Raw genomic sequence first — 16,403 nt, 5'->3', positions numbered from 1 at the left:
TCGTACACACACATACATAACGAAGCAAGGAGCCACCACACATGGCCAACTTCACCATCGCGGACCTCAAGGCGCTGCGGGAGCAGCTCGGCACGGGAATGGTCGACACCAAGAAGGCGCTCGAGGAGGCTGACGGAGACGTCGAGAAGGCCACCGAGATCCTGCGTCTGAAGGGTGCCAAGGGCAACGCGAAGCGCGCTGACCGTTCCACCAGCGAGGGACTGATCGTCGCTCGTGAGCAGGACGGCGCCGTGACGCTCATCGAGCTCGCCTGCGAGACCGACTTCGTCGCCAAGAACGAGCGCTTCATCACGCTCGCCGAGAAGGTCGCCGACGCTGTCGCAGCGGTCAAGGCCGATTCGGTCGAGGCCGGCCTCGCGGCCGCCGCCGGTTCGCAGACCGTCGAGCAGCTGATCTCGGAAGAGGCGGCGATCATCGGCGAGAAGGTCGAGCTGCGCCGCGTGCGCACGATCTCGGGCGACAAGGTCGAGGTCTACCTGCACCGCACCAGCAAGGACCTGCCGCCGCAGATCGGCGTCGTCGTCGCCTACACGGGTGACGACGCGGAGACCGCGCGCAGCATCGCCCAGCACATCTCGTTCGCCAACCCGTCGTACCTCGCTCGCGAGGACGTGCCGGCAGACGCGGTCGAGAAGGAGCGCGAGATCGTCACCGAGATCTCCCGCAACGAGGGCAAGCCGGAAGCGGCGCTGCCCAAGATCGTCGAGGGCCGCGTGTCCGCGTTCATCAAGCAGGTCGCCCTGCTCGAGCAGGACTACGCGAAGGACAACAAGCTCTCCGTCGCCCAGGTCGCGAAGGACGCCGGTATCACCGTGACGGACTTCGCGCGCTTCAAGGTCGGCGCGTAACACTGTCGAAGGGGTTCGGATCATCGCGATCCGGACCCCTTCTTCGTGCCCACGAGGCACTATCTTGAATCGGGACGAGAGGACACCCCCACATGACTGAACGCACTGGACGCCGCCGCGTCCTTCTCAAGCTCTCCGGCGAGGCTTTCGGGGCCGGTCAGCTGGGCGTCAGCCCCGATGTGGTCTCGCAGATCGCGCGCGACATCGCCGCTGCCGTCGATCGCGTCGAGGTCGCCATCGTCGTCGGAGGAGGCAACTTCTTCCGCGGCGCCGAGCTGAGCCAGCGCGGCATGGACCGCGGCCGCGCCGACTACATGGGCATGCTGGGCACCGTCATGAACGCGCTCGCCCTCCAGGACTTCCTCGAGCAGGCCGGCGCCGCCACACGCGTGCAGTCCGCCATCTCGATGACGCAGGTGGCAGAGCCCTACATCCCGCGCCGCGCAGAACGCCACCTCGAGAAGGGGCGCGTCGTGATCTTCGGCGCCGGTGCCGGCCTTCCGTACTTCTCCACGGACACCGTCGCCGCCCAACGGGCGCTGGAGATCGGCGCGCAGGAGGTGCTCGTCGCCAAGAACGGCGTCGACGCCATCTACACAGCCGACCCCAACAAGCACGCCGATGCGGAGCGCATCGAGCGGGTCACGTACCGCGACGCGCTGCAGCGCGGCCTCAAGGTCGTCGACTCGACGGCGTTCAGCCTGTGCATGGACAACAGCATGGACATGCGCGTCTTCGGCATGGAGCCCGCGGGCAACGTCACGAGGGCGCTGCTGGGCGAGCCCATCGGCACACTCGTCACCGCCTGAGTGCCTGAGCGGGTGGAGAGGTCTTCGCCCGATAGAATTTCCAGAACACCCCGACGATAGGAGTCACCGTGATCGCGGATGTCCTCGCTGAAACCACCTCCCGTATGTCGCGGGCGGTCGAGGCTGCCAAGGAGGACTTCTCCACGGTGCGCACCGGCCGCGCGAACCCGCAGCTGTTCCAGAAGCTGCTCGTGGATTACTACGGGACGCCGACTCCGCTGGCTCAGCTCGCATCGCTGGCCAACCAGGAGGCGCGCACCCTCATCATCACCCCGTACGACAAGTCGGCGCTCAAGGCGATCGAACAGGCCGTGCGCGACATGCCGAACCTGGGTGCGAACCCGACCAACGACGGCAACCTGGTCCGGGTGACGATGCCCGAGCTCACCGCCGAGCGGCGCAAGGAGTACGTCAAGCTCGTCAAGTCCAAGGGCGAGGACGCCAAGGTCCACGTCCGCGGCATCCGCCGCAAGGCGAAGGACGAGCTCGACGCGCTGAAGAGCGAGATCGGCGAGGACGAACTCGCGCGGGGCGAGAAGGAGCTCGACGCTCTGACTCGTCAGCACGTCGACCTCATCGACGACGCTCTCAAGCGCAAAGAGGCCGAACTCCTCGAGGTGTAGTCCGGATGTCCGACGACACGCGACACGGCGAGGAGGGACGATCGCCGACGCACCGTGCAGCAGACGATGCCGGGACGCCAGACGACGGCGTCCCGCTCGCCGACGAAGCGTTCCCGTCCTTCGACGCCGCGACGATCCCCCCGCGTCCACCGCTGCCGCCCGTCGAGGCGGCGCTCGCAGGCGCCGGGCCCCTGGACACCGCGGATCACAACGCGATCCGGGAGCAGTGGCGCGTGCGGAGAGATGAGCTCAACAGCCACGTCTCCCACGCGCGGGATCAGATCGACCAGGCGAACGAGCGCATCAAGGAGCGCACCGGCCGGGACCTGATCCTGGCGACTCTCATCGGACTCGCGTTCGGTGCCGCCCTGCTGGGCTCGCTGCTGTTCATCAAGGCGCTCTTCGTCCCCTTCGCCCTCGCTGCGGCGCTCCTGGGCGTGTACGAGCTCTCGCGTGCGCTGCGCGCCTCAGGCCGTCGCGTCGACGTGGTCCCGCAGCTGATCGCGGCCACCCTCCTCGTGCTCTCGGCGTACTTCGCCGAGCCCTGGCTGTGCTGGGTGATGGTGTTCGTCGCGGTCGCGTTCGTGATCGTGTGGCGGCTCGTCGGCCAGATGGTCGTGAAGGATGGCCGCACCTACGGCGAGGTGCTGGCGGATGCCGTGATCAGCGGCTTCGTGCAGATCTACGTGCCGTTCCTCGCGGGTGTCGCGCTCATCCTGCTCGTGCAGGAGGGCGGCCAGTGGTGGGTCCTCAGCTTCATCGCCATCGCGGTCGCCGCCGACACCGGCGCGTACGCCGCGGGGCTGGCGTTCGGTCGCCACCCGATGGCGCCCAAGATCAGTCCGAAGAAGACGTGGGAGGGCTTCGGAGGCGCTGTCCTCGCCTCTCTCGCCGCCGGCGTGCTGCTCGCGATCTTCCTCCTCGATCTCCCGTGGTGGGCCGGCCTGATCTTCGGAGCATCGATCCTGCTCACGGCGACGCTCGGCGACCTCGGCGAATCCATGCTCAAGCGGGACCTCGGCATCAAGGACATGAGCTCCTGGCTTCCTGGGCACGGCGGCCTGCTCGACCGGCTGGACAGCATCCTGCCGTCGACCATCCCCGCACTGGGCCTGTACTTCCTCCTCTCTCCCTGGGTGGTTCTCTGATGAATGAAGACCGGATCGACGAGCAGACGGCGCCGCAGGCGCCACCGGCGTTCGCTCTGACCACGGGCCGCACGCGGGGCTATCACCGCACGGCCGTCGACACCTTCCTCGCATCGGCTCGGCGAGCGTTCGAGACGGGTCGAGACGAGATGGGTGCCGTCGACGTGCGCACCGCCTCGTTCCCCCTCGTGAAGGGCGGCTACGTCGTCGCCGACGTGGACGCCGCGCTGGGGCGTGTCGAGGACGCTTTCGCCGCACGTGAGCGCGAGCAGGTCGTGCGCTCGCGCGGAGCCGGCGCGTGGGTGGAGCAGGCCCGCGAAGATGCGCAGCTCATCCTGGATCATCTCGCTCGCCCGCGTCGTCACCGCTTCGCCCGCACCGGTGTCCTCACCTTCGGATACCGGATCGACGAGGTCGATCACGTGACCACGCGGATCGTGCGATACCTGCGCGACGGTGAGGGTCTGACTGCCGAGCAGCTGCGGTCGGCCGCGTTCCGGATGCAGCGCGGTGGCTACCGCGAGGAGCAGGTCGACGCGCTCCTCGACGCGGCGATCGACGTCATCCTCGCCGTTCGGTGACGTTCCTGATGGCCGTCTCAGCCAGGTCTGCGTAGACTGTCATCCATCGTGAACTCCCGAAACGACATGACCCTCGAACGAAACGGCTCGTCGCTGGTGCCCGCAGCGACGGTGAATCCCGCACGCACGGGCACTCGCCGGTGGTCGCGGCGACGCGGCGTCGTCGGCGTCTTCAGCGCTCTCGCCGTCGTGGCATTCGCGGGCGCGCTGGTCGCTCCCACGGGAGTGGCACTGGCTGAGCAGGCTCCGCAGGAGTCGCCGGATTCGGCATACTCCGTGGCCCTCGCCGACACGCAGAACCTCACTGTCACGGTCGAGGGGGCGCCGATCACGCCTGCCGTGCGCGGCACCTTCGAGGTGTACGTCAAGCCCAAGCCGGTGCCGGTTCCCGCTCCGGCGGCGGCCTCCGGTTCGAGCGACGAATCCTCGGGCAGCGGACCTCTGTTCTACACCGGCGGAGGCGCACCGGCCGAGTGGATGGCAGCCGCCGGCATCGCCGAGAGCGACTGGGGCTACGTCGATTACATCGTGTCCAAGGAGAGCGGCTGGAACCCGAACGCCACGAACTCCTCGTCCGGGGCGTGCGGTCTCGTGCAGGCGCTGCCCTGCAGCAAGGTGCCGGGCAACGGCTACGACCCCGTCGACAATCTGCGCTGGGCCAACGGCTACGCCACCGGTCGGTATGGCAGCTGGGCCGGCGCGCACGCGTTCTGGACGAACAACCACTGGTGGTGAGCCGGCATCGTGCCACGCTCCCACCGACGCCGTCCGGCGCGCCCTGACGCCGAGGATTCCCTCGAGCGCCTGCTCGCCGGGTGGAAGCGCACGGAAGTCCGTCGTGGCAGCGAGTGGACGGTCCAACCCGTCTCCGCCGTGCAGGCGCAGAAGGCTTATCGCTGTCCCGGCTGCGCGCAGGACATCCAGCCGGGCACACCGCATCTGGTGGCCTGGCGCGCCGACGGTGTGCTGGGAGATGCCGCGGATCTCGCGGCACGACGTCATTGGCATACGCACTGCTGGAGGCTCGCGTGAACATGGAGATCCGGGGGCCGCTCGAGCTCCCCGCACGACGTGAAGAGATCGAGTTGCAGACGGCCGACGGCTTGAGACTCGTCGGCGAACTCGCTCAGCCGGAGGACGCCGCCCCCGTCGCCACCCTCGTGACCCTGCATCCCCTGCCCACGGCGGGTGGGTTCATGGACTCCCACATCATTCGCAAGGCCGCTGCCCGGCTTCCTGCCCTCGCCGATCTCGCCGTGCTGCGGTTCAACACCCGCGGCACGACTTCGGCGCGGGGAACGAGCGAGGGAGCGTTCGACGGCGGCGCCGCCGAGCAGTTCGACGTGGCGGCGGCTATGGACTTCGTTCGGGAACGCGAACTGCCTCGTCCCTGGCTGCTGGGGTGGTCGTTCGGCACGGAGCTCGCTCTGAAGTACGGCCGAGAGCACGAGATCGAAGGCATCATCCTGCTCTCGCCCCCGTTGCACCGGGCGACGGACGAGGAAGTGGCGGCCTGGGCGAGCACGGATCGTCCCGTCGTCGTTCTGGTGCCCGAGCTGGACGACTATCTCCGCCCGGATGAAGCCCGACAGCGTTTCGCCGCGATCCCGCACGCACAGCTCATCGCGGTGGAGGGTGGCAAGCACCTCTGGGTCGGCGAGACGCAGACACGGCGGGTGCTCACGGAGATCGTGGCTGCGGTCAACGCCTCCGCGCTCCCGCTGGCGACCCACTGGCCGCCCGCCTGAGCGGGCGTCAGAGCTCGTTCATCCGCGGGATGACCACCTGACGGTAGATGATCAGGATGCTCGCGGCGACGGGGATGGCGATGAGGGCGCCGAGCAGACCGAGCAGGCTGCCGCCTGCGAGGGCGGCGACCACGACCACGGCACCGGGTACCGAGACAGCACGGCTCATGATGCGCGGCGAGATGATGTACGCCTCGATCTGCATGTAGATCAGGTAGTAGATGCCTGCGGCGATCGCCGTGGCGGGGGAGCCCAGCCCGGGGATCAGGCACGCCAGCACGATGATCGTCGAGCCCGTCAGCGTGCCGACCAGGGGGATCAGCGAGAAGAAGAACGCGACCACGGCGAGCACGGCGGGGAACGGCGCCTTGATGATCGACAGGTACACCGCGCTGAGCACGCCGTTGATGACGCCCTGTGTGACCTGTCCCATGACGTAGTAGCCGACCGAGTCGGTGATCTGGTCGGCCAGGTCGATGAAGCGGTCGCGCTTCGAGGCGGGGGCCAGCTGGTACACGGCCCGCTTGAGAGACGGTGTGGAGGCCGTGAGGTAGATCGTGAGGATGAGCACGATGAACGCACCGAACAGGCCGCTGAGCACCGCACCGCTCGCGACCAGGACTCCCTGACCGATCGACCCGCCGATCTCGGTGAGGTTGGTGTTCAGCCAGTCCTCGACATAGCTGAAGACGTCGTCGACGCGGAGGTTCGGGAAGGAGCCCTTCATCCAGTCCTTGAGATCGTCGATCGCCGTTCCGCGCTGGACGATCGCCGATATCTGCGCGATCAACTGGGAGATCTGGTTCACCAGCACCGGAAGGATGATGAGCACGATGCCGACGAAGATCGCGAGCACCGCGAGGATCGTGACGAGCACCGCGAGCCAGCGGGGGAGCCGGCGACGCTCGAGATACGACACGAGCGGGTCGAGCCCGAGGCTGAGGAACAGGGCGGTCCCGAGGTACAGGAGCACGGTCGAGAGCGTCTCGACGCTGCCGATCAGCAGGATGCCGAGCCCCACGCCGAGCGTCGCCACCAGGGCGGTGCGGAAGGGGTTGTGGATCTTCATCTCGGCTCCTCGGAACGTGTGGAATCAGATTATCGAGCCGCGTCGCGGTGAACCGCGCGACGTGCCGGACAGGTGCCGAGCGGAGGTGCTCGTGGGCAACACACAGGAGGTTTCGCTAGTCTGAAATGTCGAGTGTTGCGTCTCGGATGGATATCCGGGGTGCGTGAGGAGACTATTCGTGCGTTTCGTATGGGCCGTTGTGGCCTTCGTGCTGGCCGCGGTTCTGATCGGGGCAGGGATCGCCCAGCGAACCATCTTCCTGGGGCCGCCGTCGCAGCAGACCCAGGTGGAGGTCGAGGAACCGGCGCCGTTCGTGCTCATGGACGGCGAGGTGCTCCGAACTCACCCGGGCGCCCAGACGCTCCTCGTCCGGGGCGAGGGAGAGATCTTCGCCAGCTACGGCCGTACGCCCGACATGGAGGCGTGGCTGGCCGACTCGGACTACAACCACGTGACCGTCGCGGACGACGGAACGCTCGACGTCGAACACGTGGTGGCCGGAGCGGCAGCCGATGAGACGGATGCGACACCGGCGCCTGAGGAGACACCCGCGCCCGAGGCGACTCCCACGCCCGAGGGGGAGACGGATGGAGGCGAGTCGACGAGCGAAGAGCCCGCCGGTCGAAACCCGGCCGGGTCCGACCTCTGGCTGGACTCATTCGGCGACGAGAACGCCCTCATCGCCGACAACATGCAGCTCCCGGATGGCACGAGCGTCCTGATCGCCTACGACGGCACGAAGGACGCCCCGGACGACATCGCGGTCTCCTGGCCGCTCGACACCAGCACGCCGTGGGCGGGACCCCTCATGGCAGCCGGCGGCGCCGTGCTGCTGATCGGCCTGATCCTCTACATCCTCGGCATCCGCCATCAGCGACGCGGACGCGGTCCCCGTCGCAAGGGCCCTGGCCCGTTGCCTGTCACGGAGCCGATCGACGTCGCAGCGCTGCCCCCGGCTGAACGGGAGGCCATCGCGTCGACCGAGCCGCACGCACCGGCCGACGCGACCGAGGAGACCAGGATCGAGGACGCCGAGATCGTGGACGAGGGCAAGGAACCGGATTCGAAGAACGCGATGCGAGCCGCCCGCCCCGCCGGCAGGCGGCGCATGCTGGCGCTCCCGGCGCTCGGCCTGACGGCTCTGCTCGTCGCCGGCTGCTCCGCGGATTCCTGGCCGCAGTTCGATGAGAGCGCGCCGTCGCCGACGCCGACCCCGACCGTGATCGCGCCGGAGAACCAGAAGCCGCCCGCCGTCACCGAGGCTCAGGCCACGCGGATCCTTCAGACGATCTCCGGCACGCTCGAGGAGGCAGACACGGCGCTCGACGTCGATCTGGCGTCGACGCGTCTGGACGGGCCGGCTCTCGCCGCGCGCACCACGGAGTACGCGCTGCGCACGCAGATCACGGACGGCCCGCTCCCGTCCGTCATCCCGACCGATGAGGTCGAGGTCGTGCTCCCCGAGGCGACGGACCGCTGGCCGCGCACGGTTCTCATGCTCTCCAAGGGAACGAGCGACGACACCGTTCCGCCGGTCATCCTGACGATGACCCAGGCTGACCCGTGGTCGAACTACAAGGTCACCGATATGGCGGAGATGTCGGCCGACGCCGTCTTCCCCGACGTGGCGGCCGCGTGGCTCGGGACGTCGCTCGTCCCGCAGGACTCAGCGTTCCTGCGCGTCGCACCCGGAGAGGTCTCCGCGGCCTTCGCCGACGTCGTCGATTCCGGTGACAAGAGCGCCTCGTACGACCTCTTCGACGACCTGTCGCTGAACCTGGCGAAGTCCATCGTCGACAGCCGTCAGGCGGTCGTGCAGACGCTCGCCGACAACGGAGCGTCCGCGACCTCGCAGGCCGCGTTCGACATGGCACCGGCCACCTCGGTGCCTGTGTCGATGACGACTCTCGACAGCGGCGCGATCGTCGCGGTGTCGTTGACCGACACCGAGAGTGTCACGCCGACATCGGCGGACGCGGTGATCCGCTTCGGCGACAACGCGCAGGCGAAGGCCCTGACCGGTGTGACGGAGTCCGCCAAGGGCGTCGAGACGACGTACGAGTTCCAGCTGTTCTTCTCGGTTCCGGCGCAGGGATCGACGGAGCAGATCAAGCTCCTGGCAGTCCGCCAGGACCTGCTGTCCGTGAAGGTGATCGAATGAGTGAGATCTCTCCCGCCGCCCTGCGCGGCGCCGTCGACCTGTCGAGCCTCCGCAACCGTCCGGCACCCGCGCCGGCCGGCGCGCCGGCTCCCGCGGTCGTCGATGTCGTCGTGGACGCCACCGACGAGACGTTCGGCCAGATCCTCGAGCTCTCGCGCACGGTGCCCGTGGTCGTGGACCTCTGGGCCGAGTGGTGCGGCCCGTGCAAGCAGCTGAGCCCCATCATCGAGAAGGTGACCAGGGAGCTCGGTGGTCGGGTGCTGCTCGCCAAGGTGGACGTGGACGCGAACCCTCAGCTCGCTCAAAGCTTCCGGGCGCAGTCGATCCCGATGGTGGTGGCCCTGATCGCGGGCCAGCCGGTCCCGATGTTCACGGGCGTGGTGCCCGAGCAGCAGGTGCGCGACGTCTTCGCGCAGCTGCTCCAGGTCGCGGCCCAGAACGGCGTCACGGGATCACTGTCGCTGGGTGAGGAAGCCGACAGCGCAGAGCCCGCCGAGGAGCCGCCGCTCCCGCCGCTGCACGCCGAGGCGTTCGCAGCGATCGAGACCGGCGACTACGCCGCCGCCATCCGCGCCTATGAGCAGGCGCTCGTGGAGAACCCCCGCGACGAGGATGCTCTGGCCGGTCTGGGCCAGGTCCGCCTGCTCGACCGGGTGCAGGGACTCGACCTGCAGGCTGCGCGTGCTGCCGCCGCTGATGCGCCTCTCGATGTCCAGGCGCAGTTCGCGGTCGCGGATCTCGATCTCGCCGGCGGCCATGTCGAGGATGCGTTCGGTCGCCTGCTCGACCTGTTCGCCCAGCTGCCCTCCGAGGAGCGCACGCCCGTCCGCGAGCGTCTCATCGAGCTGTTCGGGCTGCTCGGCGCGGCCGACCCGCGGGTGATCACGGCACGCAACCGCCTGTCGTCGCTGCTCTTCTGATCGGCCGATCAGCCGTTCGAGATCGTCGGCACGTGCGGGTCGGGCTGATGCCGCAACCACAGCGTCGACAGCGCGGGCAGCGTCACGGTGGCCATCGGCGCGCCACCGTCCTCGGCTCGAGCGATCACCATGCCGAGGTTGCCTGAACCGCGGCCGCCGTAGTCCGCGGCATCCGTGTTGAGGATCTCCTGCCAGACACCCTCGCGCGGGAGGACCAGTCGGTGGCCGGTGCGCTCCACTCCCGCGAAGTTGCTGATGACGACCAGCCGGCCGCCGTGCGCGTCGCGGCGCTCGAAAGCGATCACGGTCGGTTCCCAGTCCGGTGCACCCAGCCGTGAGAACGACGATCCGTCGCTGTCGCGTTCCCACAGGGGGGCCTGCGCCCGGTACGTGTGGTTGAGGGCGCCGACGAAGCTCTGCAGCTGCGCGTGCGAGGGCTGGTCCAGAAGCCACCAGTCGAGCTCTCGGCCCTCCGACCACTCGGCGATCTGCCCGAACTCCTGTCCCATGAACAGCAGCTTCTTGCCCGGGTGCCCCCACATGTACGCGAGGTAGGCGCGGACGTTGGCGAGCTTGTGCCAGTGGTCGCCCGGCATCTTCGCCAGCAGACTGCCCTTGCCGTGCACGACCTCGTCATGACTGATCGGCAGCAGATAGTTCTCGCCGAAGGCGTAGACGAACGAGAACGTCATCTCGCCCTCGTGATGCGAGCGGTACATCGGGTCGCGCTCGATGTACTGCAGCGAGTCGTTCATCCAGCCCATGTTCCACTTGAAGCCGAAACCGAGACCGGCGTGGTCGGTCGGCGCGGTGACTCCGGGGAAGCTCGTCGACTCCTCGGCGATCATCAGGATGCCGGGGTGCAGGCGGTAGGCCGTGGCGTTGACCTCCTGCAGGAAGCGGATGGCTTCGAGGTTCTCGCGGCCGCCGTGGATGTTCGGCTCCCACTCGCCGGCGTTCCGCGAATAGTCGAGGTAGAGCATCGAGGCGACCGCATCGACACGCAGTCCGTCGACGTGGAACTCCTCGAACCAGTAGAGCGCATTGGCGACGAGGAAGCCGCGCACCTCCGGCCGCCCGTAGTCGAAGATGAGCGTGCCCCAGTCCTGGTGCTCGCCGCGCCGCGGATCCGGGTGCTCGTAGAGGGGCTGCCCGTCGAACCGCGCGAGCGCGAAAGCGTCTTTCGGGAAGTGACCGGGAACCCAGTCCATGATCACGCCGATGCCGGCCTGGTGCAGACGGTCGATCAGGTGTCGCAGGTCGTCGGGGCTGCCGAACCGGCTCGTCGGCGCGTAGTAGCCGCTGACCTGGTAGCCCCACGAGCCTCCGAAGGGGTGCTCGGCGAGCGGCATGAACTCGACGTGCGTGAATCCGGCATCCGTGACGTGCTGGATCAGGGGTTCCGCGATGTCGCGGTAGCCCAGACCGTTGCGCCAGGATCCGAGGTGCACCTCGTAGATCGAGAGCGGTTGCGCGACCGCATGCGTCGCCGCACGACGGGTCATCCAGGCGCCGTCGGTCCAGACGTAGGACGACGACGTGACGACGGATGCCGTGTCCGGCGGAACCTCCGCGGCGAGGGCCATCGGGTCTGCCTTGAGGATCCAGGCTCCGTCGCGGGTGCGGATCTGGTACTTGTACTTCGTGCCCTCGGCGAGATCCGGGATGAACAGCTCCCAGACACCGCTGACCCCCATCGAGCGCATCGCGTGCGTCTCGCCGTTCCAGCCGTTGTGGTCGCCGATCACTCGGACGGCGGTGGCGTTCGGGGCCCAGACGGCGAAGGAGATCCCCTGCTCGCCGTCGAGCGTGCGGGGATGGGCGCCGAGGACCTGCCACAGGCGCTCGTGTCGTCCTTCCGCGATCAGATGCAGGTCGATGTCGCCGAGTGCGGGGGAGTGGCGGTAGGGATCGCCCTGGACGGACTCCTCGTCGTCGCCGTATGCGGTGGCGAGGCGATAGGAGAGCGGCGGGCCGGCGTGCTGGGCCTCCCAGATGCCGTGGGCCACATGATCGAGAGCCAGGCGGCTCCCGTCTGCGAACACCGCTTCGACAGACGAGGCGAGCGGGCGGCGGGCTCGGATGACCGTGACGGTGTGATCGGCGGCGTCCTTGATCGGATGCGCACCGAGCACCGAGTGCGGATCATGGTGCTCCGCAGAGGCGATGGCCTCCCAATCGGCGGACGTCCTGGCGTCTTCCACGTAGCTCATGATCGCTCCCTCACCTTCAGGATGTGCACCGGTTCGGCGAAAGCGTCGAGCCGCACGTAGTTGTGGTCGCTCCAAGTCCAGACCGCGCCCGTGAGCAGGTCCTCCACCTCGAAGTCCTCGCCGAGCGGGACGCCCCAGCGCGTCGTGTCGAGATGGACCGTGGTCTCGCGTACCGAATGCGGATCGACGTTGGCCACGACGATGATCGTGTCGGCCTGCCCGGTGCCCGTGAACGCGGCATCCAGGTGCTTGCTGTAGACGAGGACGGAGTCGTCGTCGCTCCAGTGCGTCGCGAAGTTGCGGAGCTGGCGCAGCGCGGGGTGCGCGGCTCGGATCTCGTTGAGTCGACGCAGCAGCGGGGCGAGCGACTCTCCGCGCGCCTCGGAGCCGGCCCAGTCCCGCACCTTGAACTCGTACTTCTCGTTGTCGATGTTCTCCTCGGAACCCGGGCGGGCGACGTTCTCGAACAGCTCGTATCCGGCGTACACACCGTAGATCGGGGCCGCGGTGGCCGCGATGCATGCGCGGATCCGGTAGGCGGCTCTGCCGCCGAACTGCAGGTACTCCGTGAGGATGTCGTGCGTGTTCACGAAGAGGTTCGGACGCATGTAGTCGCTGGTCTCCTGCGACACAGAGGTGAGGAACTCCTCGAGCTCCTCCTTGGTGTTCCGCCAGGTGAAGTAGCTGTAGCTCTGCTGGAATCCGACGGCGGCGAGCGCGCGCATGACCGCCGGGCGCGTGAACGCCTCGGCCAGGAAGATGACGTCGGGGTCCTCGGCGTTCACGGTCCCGATGAGCCATTCCCAGAACTGCAGCGGCTTGGTGTGCGGGTTGTCCACCCGGAAGATCTTCACTCCCTGCGCGACCCAGTGCCGGACGATGCGCAGCATCTCGGCGTAGATGCCGGCCGGGTCGTTGTCGAAGTTCAGCGGATAGATGTCCTGGTACTTCTTCGGCGGGTTCTCGGCGTACGCGATCGACCCGTCGGGGAGCGTGGTGAACCACTCCGGGTGCTCAGCGACCCACGGATGGTCCGGTGACGCCTGCAGCGCGAGGTCGAGGGCGACCTCGAGGCCCTCCTTCTGCGCGGCGCGCACGAAGGCGCGGAAGTCCTGCGCCGTGCCCAGATCGGGGTGGATGGCGTCGTGGCCGCCCTCCGCCGCACCGATCGCATAGGGCGAGCCGGGGTCGGTCGCCTCGGCGACCAGGGTGTTGTTGCGCCCCTTGCGATTCGTGGTGCCGATCGGATGGATGGGGACCAGGTAGAGGACGTCGAAACCCATCTGCGCGACGCCAGGAAGCCTCTTCGCGGCCGTGCGGAACGTACCGGTCTTCACACTCCCGTCCTTGAGGCGCCTGGCGCCTTCGGAACGGGGGAAGAACTCGTACCACGCGCCGACGCCGGCCGTCGTGCGATCGACGAGCAGGGTCTGGGGCGTCGAGGCGGAGCGGAGGCTCGCGAGCGGCCGATCCGCGAAGATCTGCGCGAGTGCGGCATCCGTCGACACGGCGATGGTCGTCGCTGCATCGCCACCCGCCAGAGATGCCGCTTCGGCCAGCAGACGCTTGCGCTGCGCGGCCGGACGATCCTTCTCGCCTGCGGCCCTGGAGAGGAGCTGGGCGCCCAGAGCTGCCATGATCGGCACGTCGACGCCGGCGGCGACCTTCAGCTCGGCGGCGTGAGCCCAGGTCGCGAAGTCGTCCGAGAAGGCCTCGAAACGATAGATCCAGCGGCCCTGGAGATCCAGCGCGATCTCGGTTGACCAGCTGTCGGTGCCGTCGAGTCGCGGGGACAGTCGATGCAGGCTCTCCTCGCCTTCGGGCGAGGTCAGCCGGACGTGCACGCCGATGATGTCGTGGCCCTCGCGGAAGGACACGACGCTGAACGGGACGACCTCGCCGACGAACGCCTTCGCAGGGAACCCGCCCGGGACCGAGGGGGAGCCGTTCAGGAGCGGGAGGCGGGGCGTGTGCGTATCCTCCGCGATCGTGACGTCACCACCGGGGCGCGTCGGGATCTGAGAGGGGCTCCGGAGAGCCGAGGACCGAGTACCACCACGTGCAGCCACCCCCTCAACGTACCGCCCGGACGTTGTCGCGGGAAGCGATCACCGGGGCGGGTCGGAGAGCGATGTCATTCCACGCGGAACAGGCGCATGGAGGTGCCCGGAATGGGCAGGACGTCGCCCGGGGCGAACACCTCGGCCGTATCCGATGGGTGCTCTTCGGCGCTCGACCACAACGAGACGAAGCGCGTCGCGTCCTCGATCTCCTCGGGGAGGCGCACGTCGATGGGTGACTCGGTGCCGTGGACGATCAGCAGGATCCGGTTCGCCGCCTCCTTGTCCGGTGTGGAGGCCGCGACGTACTGGAGGGTGCGGTTGCGGGGGTCCGCCCACTGCGCGCTCTCCATGGTCTCGCCGTTCTGGTCGAACCAGTCCATGACGGAGGCGTTCGGGATGTGCTCGCCGAGCCGGGCGTACTTGCTGGGGCGGAGCGCGGGGTTCTCGGCACGCAGGCCGATCAGCCGGGCGACGTGCGCACGGAGATCCTTCTGCCACGGTTCGAACTCCCAGGCGAGCCAGGTCATCGCGGAGTCCTGGGCGTAGGCGTTGTTGTTTCCGCGCTGAGTGCGGCCGACCTCGTCGCCTGCGGTGAGCATCGGGATTCCTGCCGAGAGCAGCAGCGTGCCGAGGAGGTTGCGCATCGCCTTACGACGGGCCGCGAGGATCGTCGGGTCGTCGGTCGGGCCCTCGACACCGTGGTTGAACGCACGGTTCATATCGGCGCCGTCGCGGTTCTGCTCGCCGTTGGCCTCGTTGTGCTTGACGTCGTACGAGACGAGGTCGTGCAGGGTGAAACCGTCGTGAGCGGTGACGAAGTTCACACTGGCCAGAGGGCCGCGGGCCTCGCTGAACGTGTTCGACGAGCCGGCGAGCCTGGTCGCGAAGCCGCCGATGCCGACCGGCGCCGACGCCCGACGGGCGTAGTCGATGTCGCTGAGCCAGAAGTTGCGGACCCGGTCGCGATACCGATCGTTCCACTCGTGCCAGCCCGCCGGGAAGTTGCCGGTCTGCCATCCGCCGAGACCGACGTCCCACGGCTCTGCGATCAGCTTCGTCTCGGCGAGGATCGGGTCGTTCGCGATAGCGGTCAGGAGCGGATGCTCCGGCGTGTAGGTGTGTGCGCCGTCGCGGGCGATCGCGGCGGCCAGATCGAAGCGGAAGCCGTCGATCTGCATCTCCTGCGCCCAGTAGCGGAGCGAGTCGAGGATCAGTCGAGCGCCGGCATCCGTCGAGGTGTTCAGCGTGTTGCCGCACCCGGTGGTGTCGATGTACACCCCGGTGTCGTCCTGGCGGTAGTAGCTGGCGTTGTCGATGCCGCGGAGGCTCGAACGCGGCCCGCCGATGCCCTCCTCCGAGGTGTGGTTGTAGACGACGTCGAGGATCACCTCGAGCCCCGCCTCATGCAGCAACCGCACCATGCCCTTGAACTCGGCCAGTACGGCCTCCGGGCCTTCCTTGCGTGCCTCCTCGGTGGCGTACGCGGTGTGGGGGGTGAAGAAGTTGAGGGTGTTGTAGCCCCAGTAGTTGGTGAGGCCGCGCTCCAGCAGGCGCGGCTCCGGGACGAAGGCGTGCACGGGGAGGAGCTCCACCGAGGTGATCCCGAGCGAGTGGAGGTAGTCGATCATCGCGGGGTGGGCGAGTCCCGCATACGTGCCGTGCAGGGCAGGTGGCACGTCGGGGTGGCGCTTGGTGAGACCCTTCAGGTGGCCCTCGTAGATCACGGTCCGGTCGAGGGGCACGCGTGGCTTCTGCGAATCGCCCCAGTCGAAGCCGTCGACGATGACGACCGAGCGCCATTCCTCGTAGCCGTCGCCCTGGGCGAGACCGCGCGCGTACGGGTCGAGCAGCAGGCTCTCCGGGTTGAAGGTGTTGCCGGGACCGTGCGGACCACCGACGCGGACGGCGTAGCGGACGCCGGGCTGCAGGAGAGGAGTGGTGACCTCCCAGATGCCGCCGGGGCGGCGCTCGAGCGGTACCTCGTCCGTCGCCCAGTCGAGGTCTGTCGCGTCGAAGACGACCAGCACCACGGAGGCCGCGTTCTGCGACCAGATACGGAGGGTCCCGACGCCGTCGTGCAGACGGACGCCGAGGTTGTCGAGGGCTGGACCGCCGGGCGCGGTGAAGTCTCGGGACTCGGGCATGAGTACACCATAGGCGGGATGTGTTGCAGTCCCATGACAGATCGCACTCGGTTCC

General features: G+C 68.3%; 14 protein-coding genes. 10 read left to right on the top strand and 4 right to left on the bottom strand.

Annotation, left to right across the window (positions count from 1 at the left end; translation table 11 throughout):
- The first annotated feature begins 41 nt into the window (after positions 1–41).
- The 8 genes from tsf to ABD648_RS03135 all read left to right on the top strand — a co-directional run bounded on the left by tsf (position 42) and on the right by ABD648_RS03135 (position 5,778).
- On the top strand, positions 42–869 hold the full coding sequence (tsf, locus tag ABD648_RS03170; protein WP_282217260.1) for a translation elongation factor Ts: 828 nt from the start codon (positions 42–44) through the stop codon (positions 867–869).
- A 92-nt stretch (positions 870–961) separates the two neighbouring features.
- Positions 962–1,678, top strand: a complete 717-nt coding sequence (pyrH, locus tag ABD648_RS03165; RefSeq protein ID WP_017202017.1) for a UMP kinase — start codon at positions 962–964, stop codon at positions 1,676–1,678.
- 68 nt (positions 1,679–1,746) lie between these two features.
- Positions 1,747–2,301 carry a ribosome recycling factor gene (gene frr / locus ABD648_RS03160; RefSeq protein WP_116635057.1) on the top strand — a complete coding sequence of 185 codons (555 nt, stop codon included), beginning with the start codon at positions 1,747–1,749 and terminating at the stop codon, positions 2,299–2,301.
- A 5-nt stretch (positions 2,302–2,306) separates the two neighbouring features.
- Entirely contained in the window at positions 2,307–3,449 is a 1,143-nt protein-coding gene (locus ABD648_RS03155; RefSeq protein WP_282217259.1) for a phosphatidate cytidylyltransferase, read from the top strand.
- A complete protein-coding gene (locus ABD648_RS03150; protein WP_282217258.1) occupies positions 3,449–4,030 on the top strand; it encodes a DivIVA domain-containing protein in 582 nt (193 codons plus the stop codon). Before ABD648_RS03155 ends, ABD648_RS03150 begins: the two co-directional genes overlap by 1 nt.
- 66 nt (positions 4,031–4,096) lie before the next feature.
- Positions 4,097–4,765 carry an aggregation-promoting factor C-terminal-like domain-containing protein gene (locus ABD648_RS03145; RefSeq protein WP_282217257.1) on the top strand — a complete coding sequence of 223 codons (669 nt, stop codon included), beginning with the start codon at positions 4,097–4,099 and terminating at the stop codon, positions 4,763–4,765.
- 9 nt (positions 4,766–4,774) lie between these two features.
- Positions 4,775–5,062, top strand: a complete 288-nt coding sequence (locus ABD648_RS03140) for a hypothetical protein (RefSeq protein WP_282217256.1) — start codon at positions 4,775–4,777, stop codon at positions 5,060–5,062.
- 2 nt (positions 5,063–5,064) lie between these two features.
- Entirely contained in the window at positions 5,065–5,778 is a 714-nt protein-coding gene (locus tag ABD648_RS03135; protein WP_282217493.1) for an alpha/beta hydrolase, read from the top strand.
- Positions 5,779–5,785: 7 nt separating this feature from the next.
- Here ABD648_RS03135 and ABD648_RS03130 read toward each other — a convergent pair whose 3' ends face one another.
- A complete protein-coding gene (locus tag ABD648_RS03130; protein ID WP_282217255.1) occupies positions 5,786–6,847 on the bottom strand; it encodes an AI-2E family transporter in 1,062 nt (353 codons plus the stop codon).
- Positions 6,848–7,025: 178 nt separating this feature from the next.
- Between ABD648_RS03130 and ABD648_RS03125 the strand changes: the two genes are divergently transcribed.
- Entirely contained in the window at positions 7,026–9,008 is a 1,983-nt protein-coding gene (locus ABD648_RS03125) for a DUF8094 domain-containing protein (RefSeq protein ID WP_282217254.1), read from the top strand.
- A complete protein-coding gene (locus ABD648_RS03120; protein ID WP_282217253.1) occupies positions 9,005–9,928 on the top strand; it encodes a tetratricopeptide repeat protein in 924 nt (307 codons plus the stop codon). The genes ABD648_RS03125 and ABD648_RS03120 overlap by 4 nt, the downstream gene beginning before the upstream one ends.
- Positions 9,929–9,936: 8 nt before the next feature.
- On the opposite strand, the gene glgB is transcribed toward ABD648_RS03120, so the two are convergent.
- From glgB to glgX, 3 genes are all read right to left on the bottom strand, one after another.
- A complete protein-coding gene (gene glgB, locus ABD648_RS03115) occupies positions 9,937–12,141 on the bottom strand; it encodes a 1,4-alpha-glucan branching protein GlgB (protein WP_282217252.1) in 2,205 nt (734 codons plus the stop codon).
- Positions 12,138–14,210, bottom strand: a complete 2,073-nt coding sequence (locus tag ABD648_RS03110; protein ID WP_425561694.1) for an alpha-1,4-glucan--maltose-1-phosphate maltosyltransferase — start codon at positions 14,208–14,210, stop codon at positions 12,138–12,140. Before ABD648_RS03110 ends, glgB begins: the two co-directional genes overlap by 4 nt.
- Before the next feature lie 65 nt (positions 14,211–14,275).
- Positions 14,276–16,348, bottom strand: a complete 2,073-nt coding sequence (gene glgX, locus ABD648_RS03105) for a glycogen debranching protein GlgX (RefSeq protein ID WP_282217251.1) — start codon at positions 16,346–16,348, stop codon at positions 14,276–14,278.
- Positions 16,349–16,403: the final 55 nt, after the last annotated feature.

Source organism: Microbacterium luteolum, from assembly GCF_039533965.1.
Taxonomy (GTDB): Bacteria; Actinomycetota; Actinomycetes; order Actinomycetales; family Microbacteriaceae; genus Microbacterium; species Microbacterium luteolum.
Note: the sequence above shows the minus strand (reverse complement) of the source record. Positions and strands in the feature narration are given on the sequence as shown.

Excerpts from the sequence above, each read along its gene's own strand:
- ABD648_RS03155 (WP_282217259.1), top strand. The coding sequence starts at position 2,307 with ATGTCCGACGACACGCGACACGGCGAGGAGGGACGATCGCCGACGCAC.
- ABD648_RS03120 (WP_282217253.1), top strand. The coding sequence starts at position 9,005 with ATGAGTGAGATCTCTCCCGCCGCCCTGCGCGGCGCCGTCGACCTGTCG.
- ABD648_RS03135 (WP_282217493.1), top strand. The coding sequence starts at position 5,065 with ATGGAGATCCGGGGGCCGCTCGAGCTCCCCGCACGACGTGAAGAGATC.
- glgX (WP_282217251.1), bottom strand. The coding sequence starts at position 16,348 with ATGCCCGAGTCCCGAGACTTCACCGCGCCCGGCGGTCCAGCCCTCGAC.
- pyrH (WP_017202017.1), top strand. The coding sequence starts at position 962 with ATGACTGAACGCACTGGACGCCGCCGCGTCCTTCTCAAGCTCTCCGGC.
- glgB (WP_282217252.1), bottom strand. The coding sequence starts at position 12,141 with ATGAGCTACGTGGAAGACGCCAGGACGTCCGCCGATTGGGAGGCCATC.
- ABD648_RS03150 (WP_282217258.1), top strand. The coding sequence starts at position 3,449 with ATGAATGAAGACCGGATCGACGAGCAGACGGCGCCGCAGGCGCCACCG.
- ABD648_RS03130 (WP_282217255.1), bottom strand. The coding sequence starts at position 6,847 with ATGAAGATCCACAACCCCTTCCGCACCGCCCTGGTGGCGACGCTCGGC.
- ABD648_RS03145 (WP_282217257.1), top strand. The coding sequence starts at position 4,097 with ATGACCCTCGAACGAAACGGCTCGTCGCTGGTGCCCGCAGCGACGGTG.
- tsf (WP_282217260.1), top strand. The coding sequence starts at position 42 with ATGGCCAACTTCACCATCGCGGACCTCAAGGCGCTGCGGGAGCAGCTC.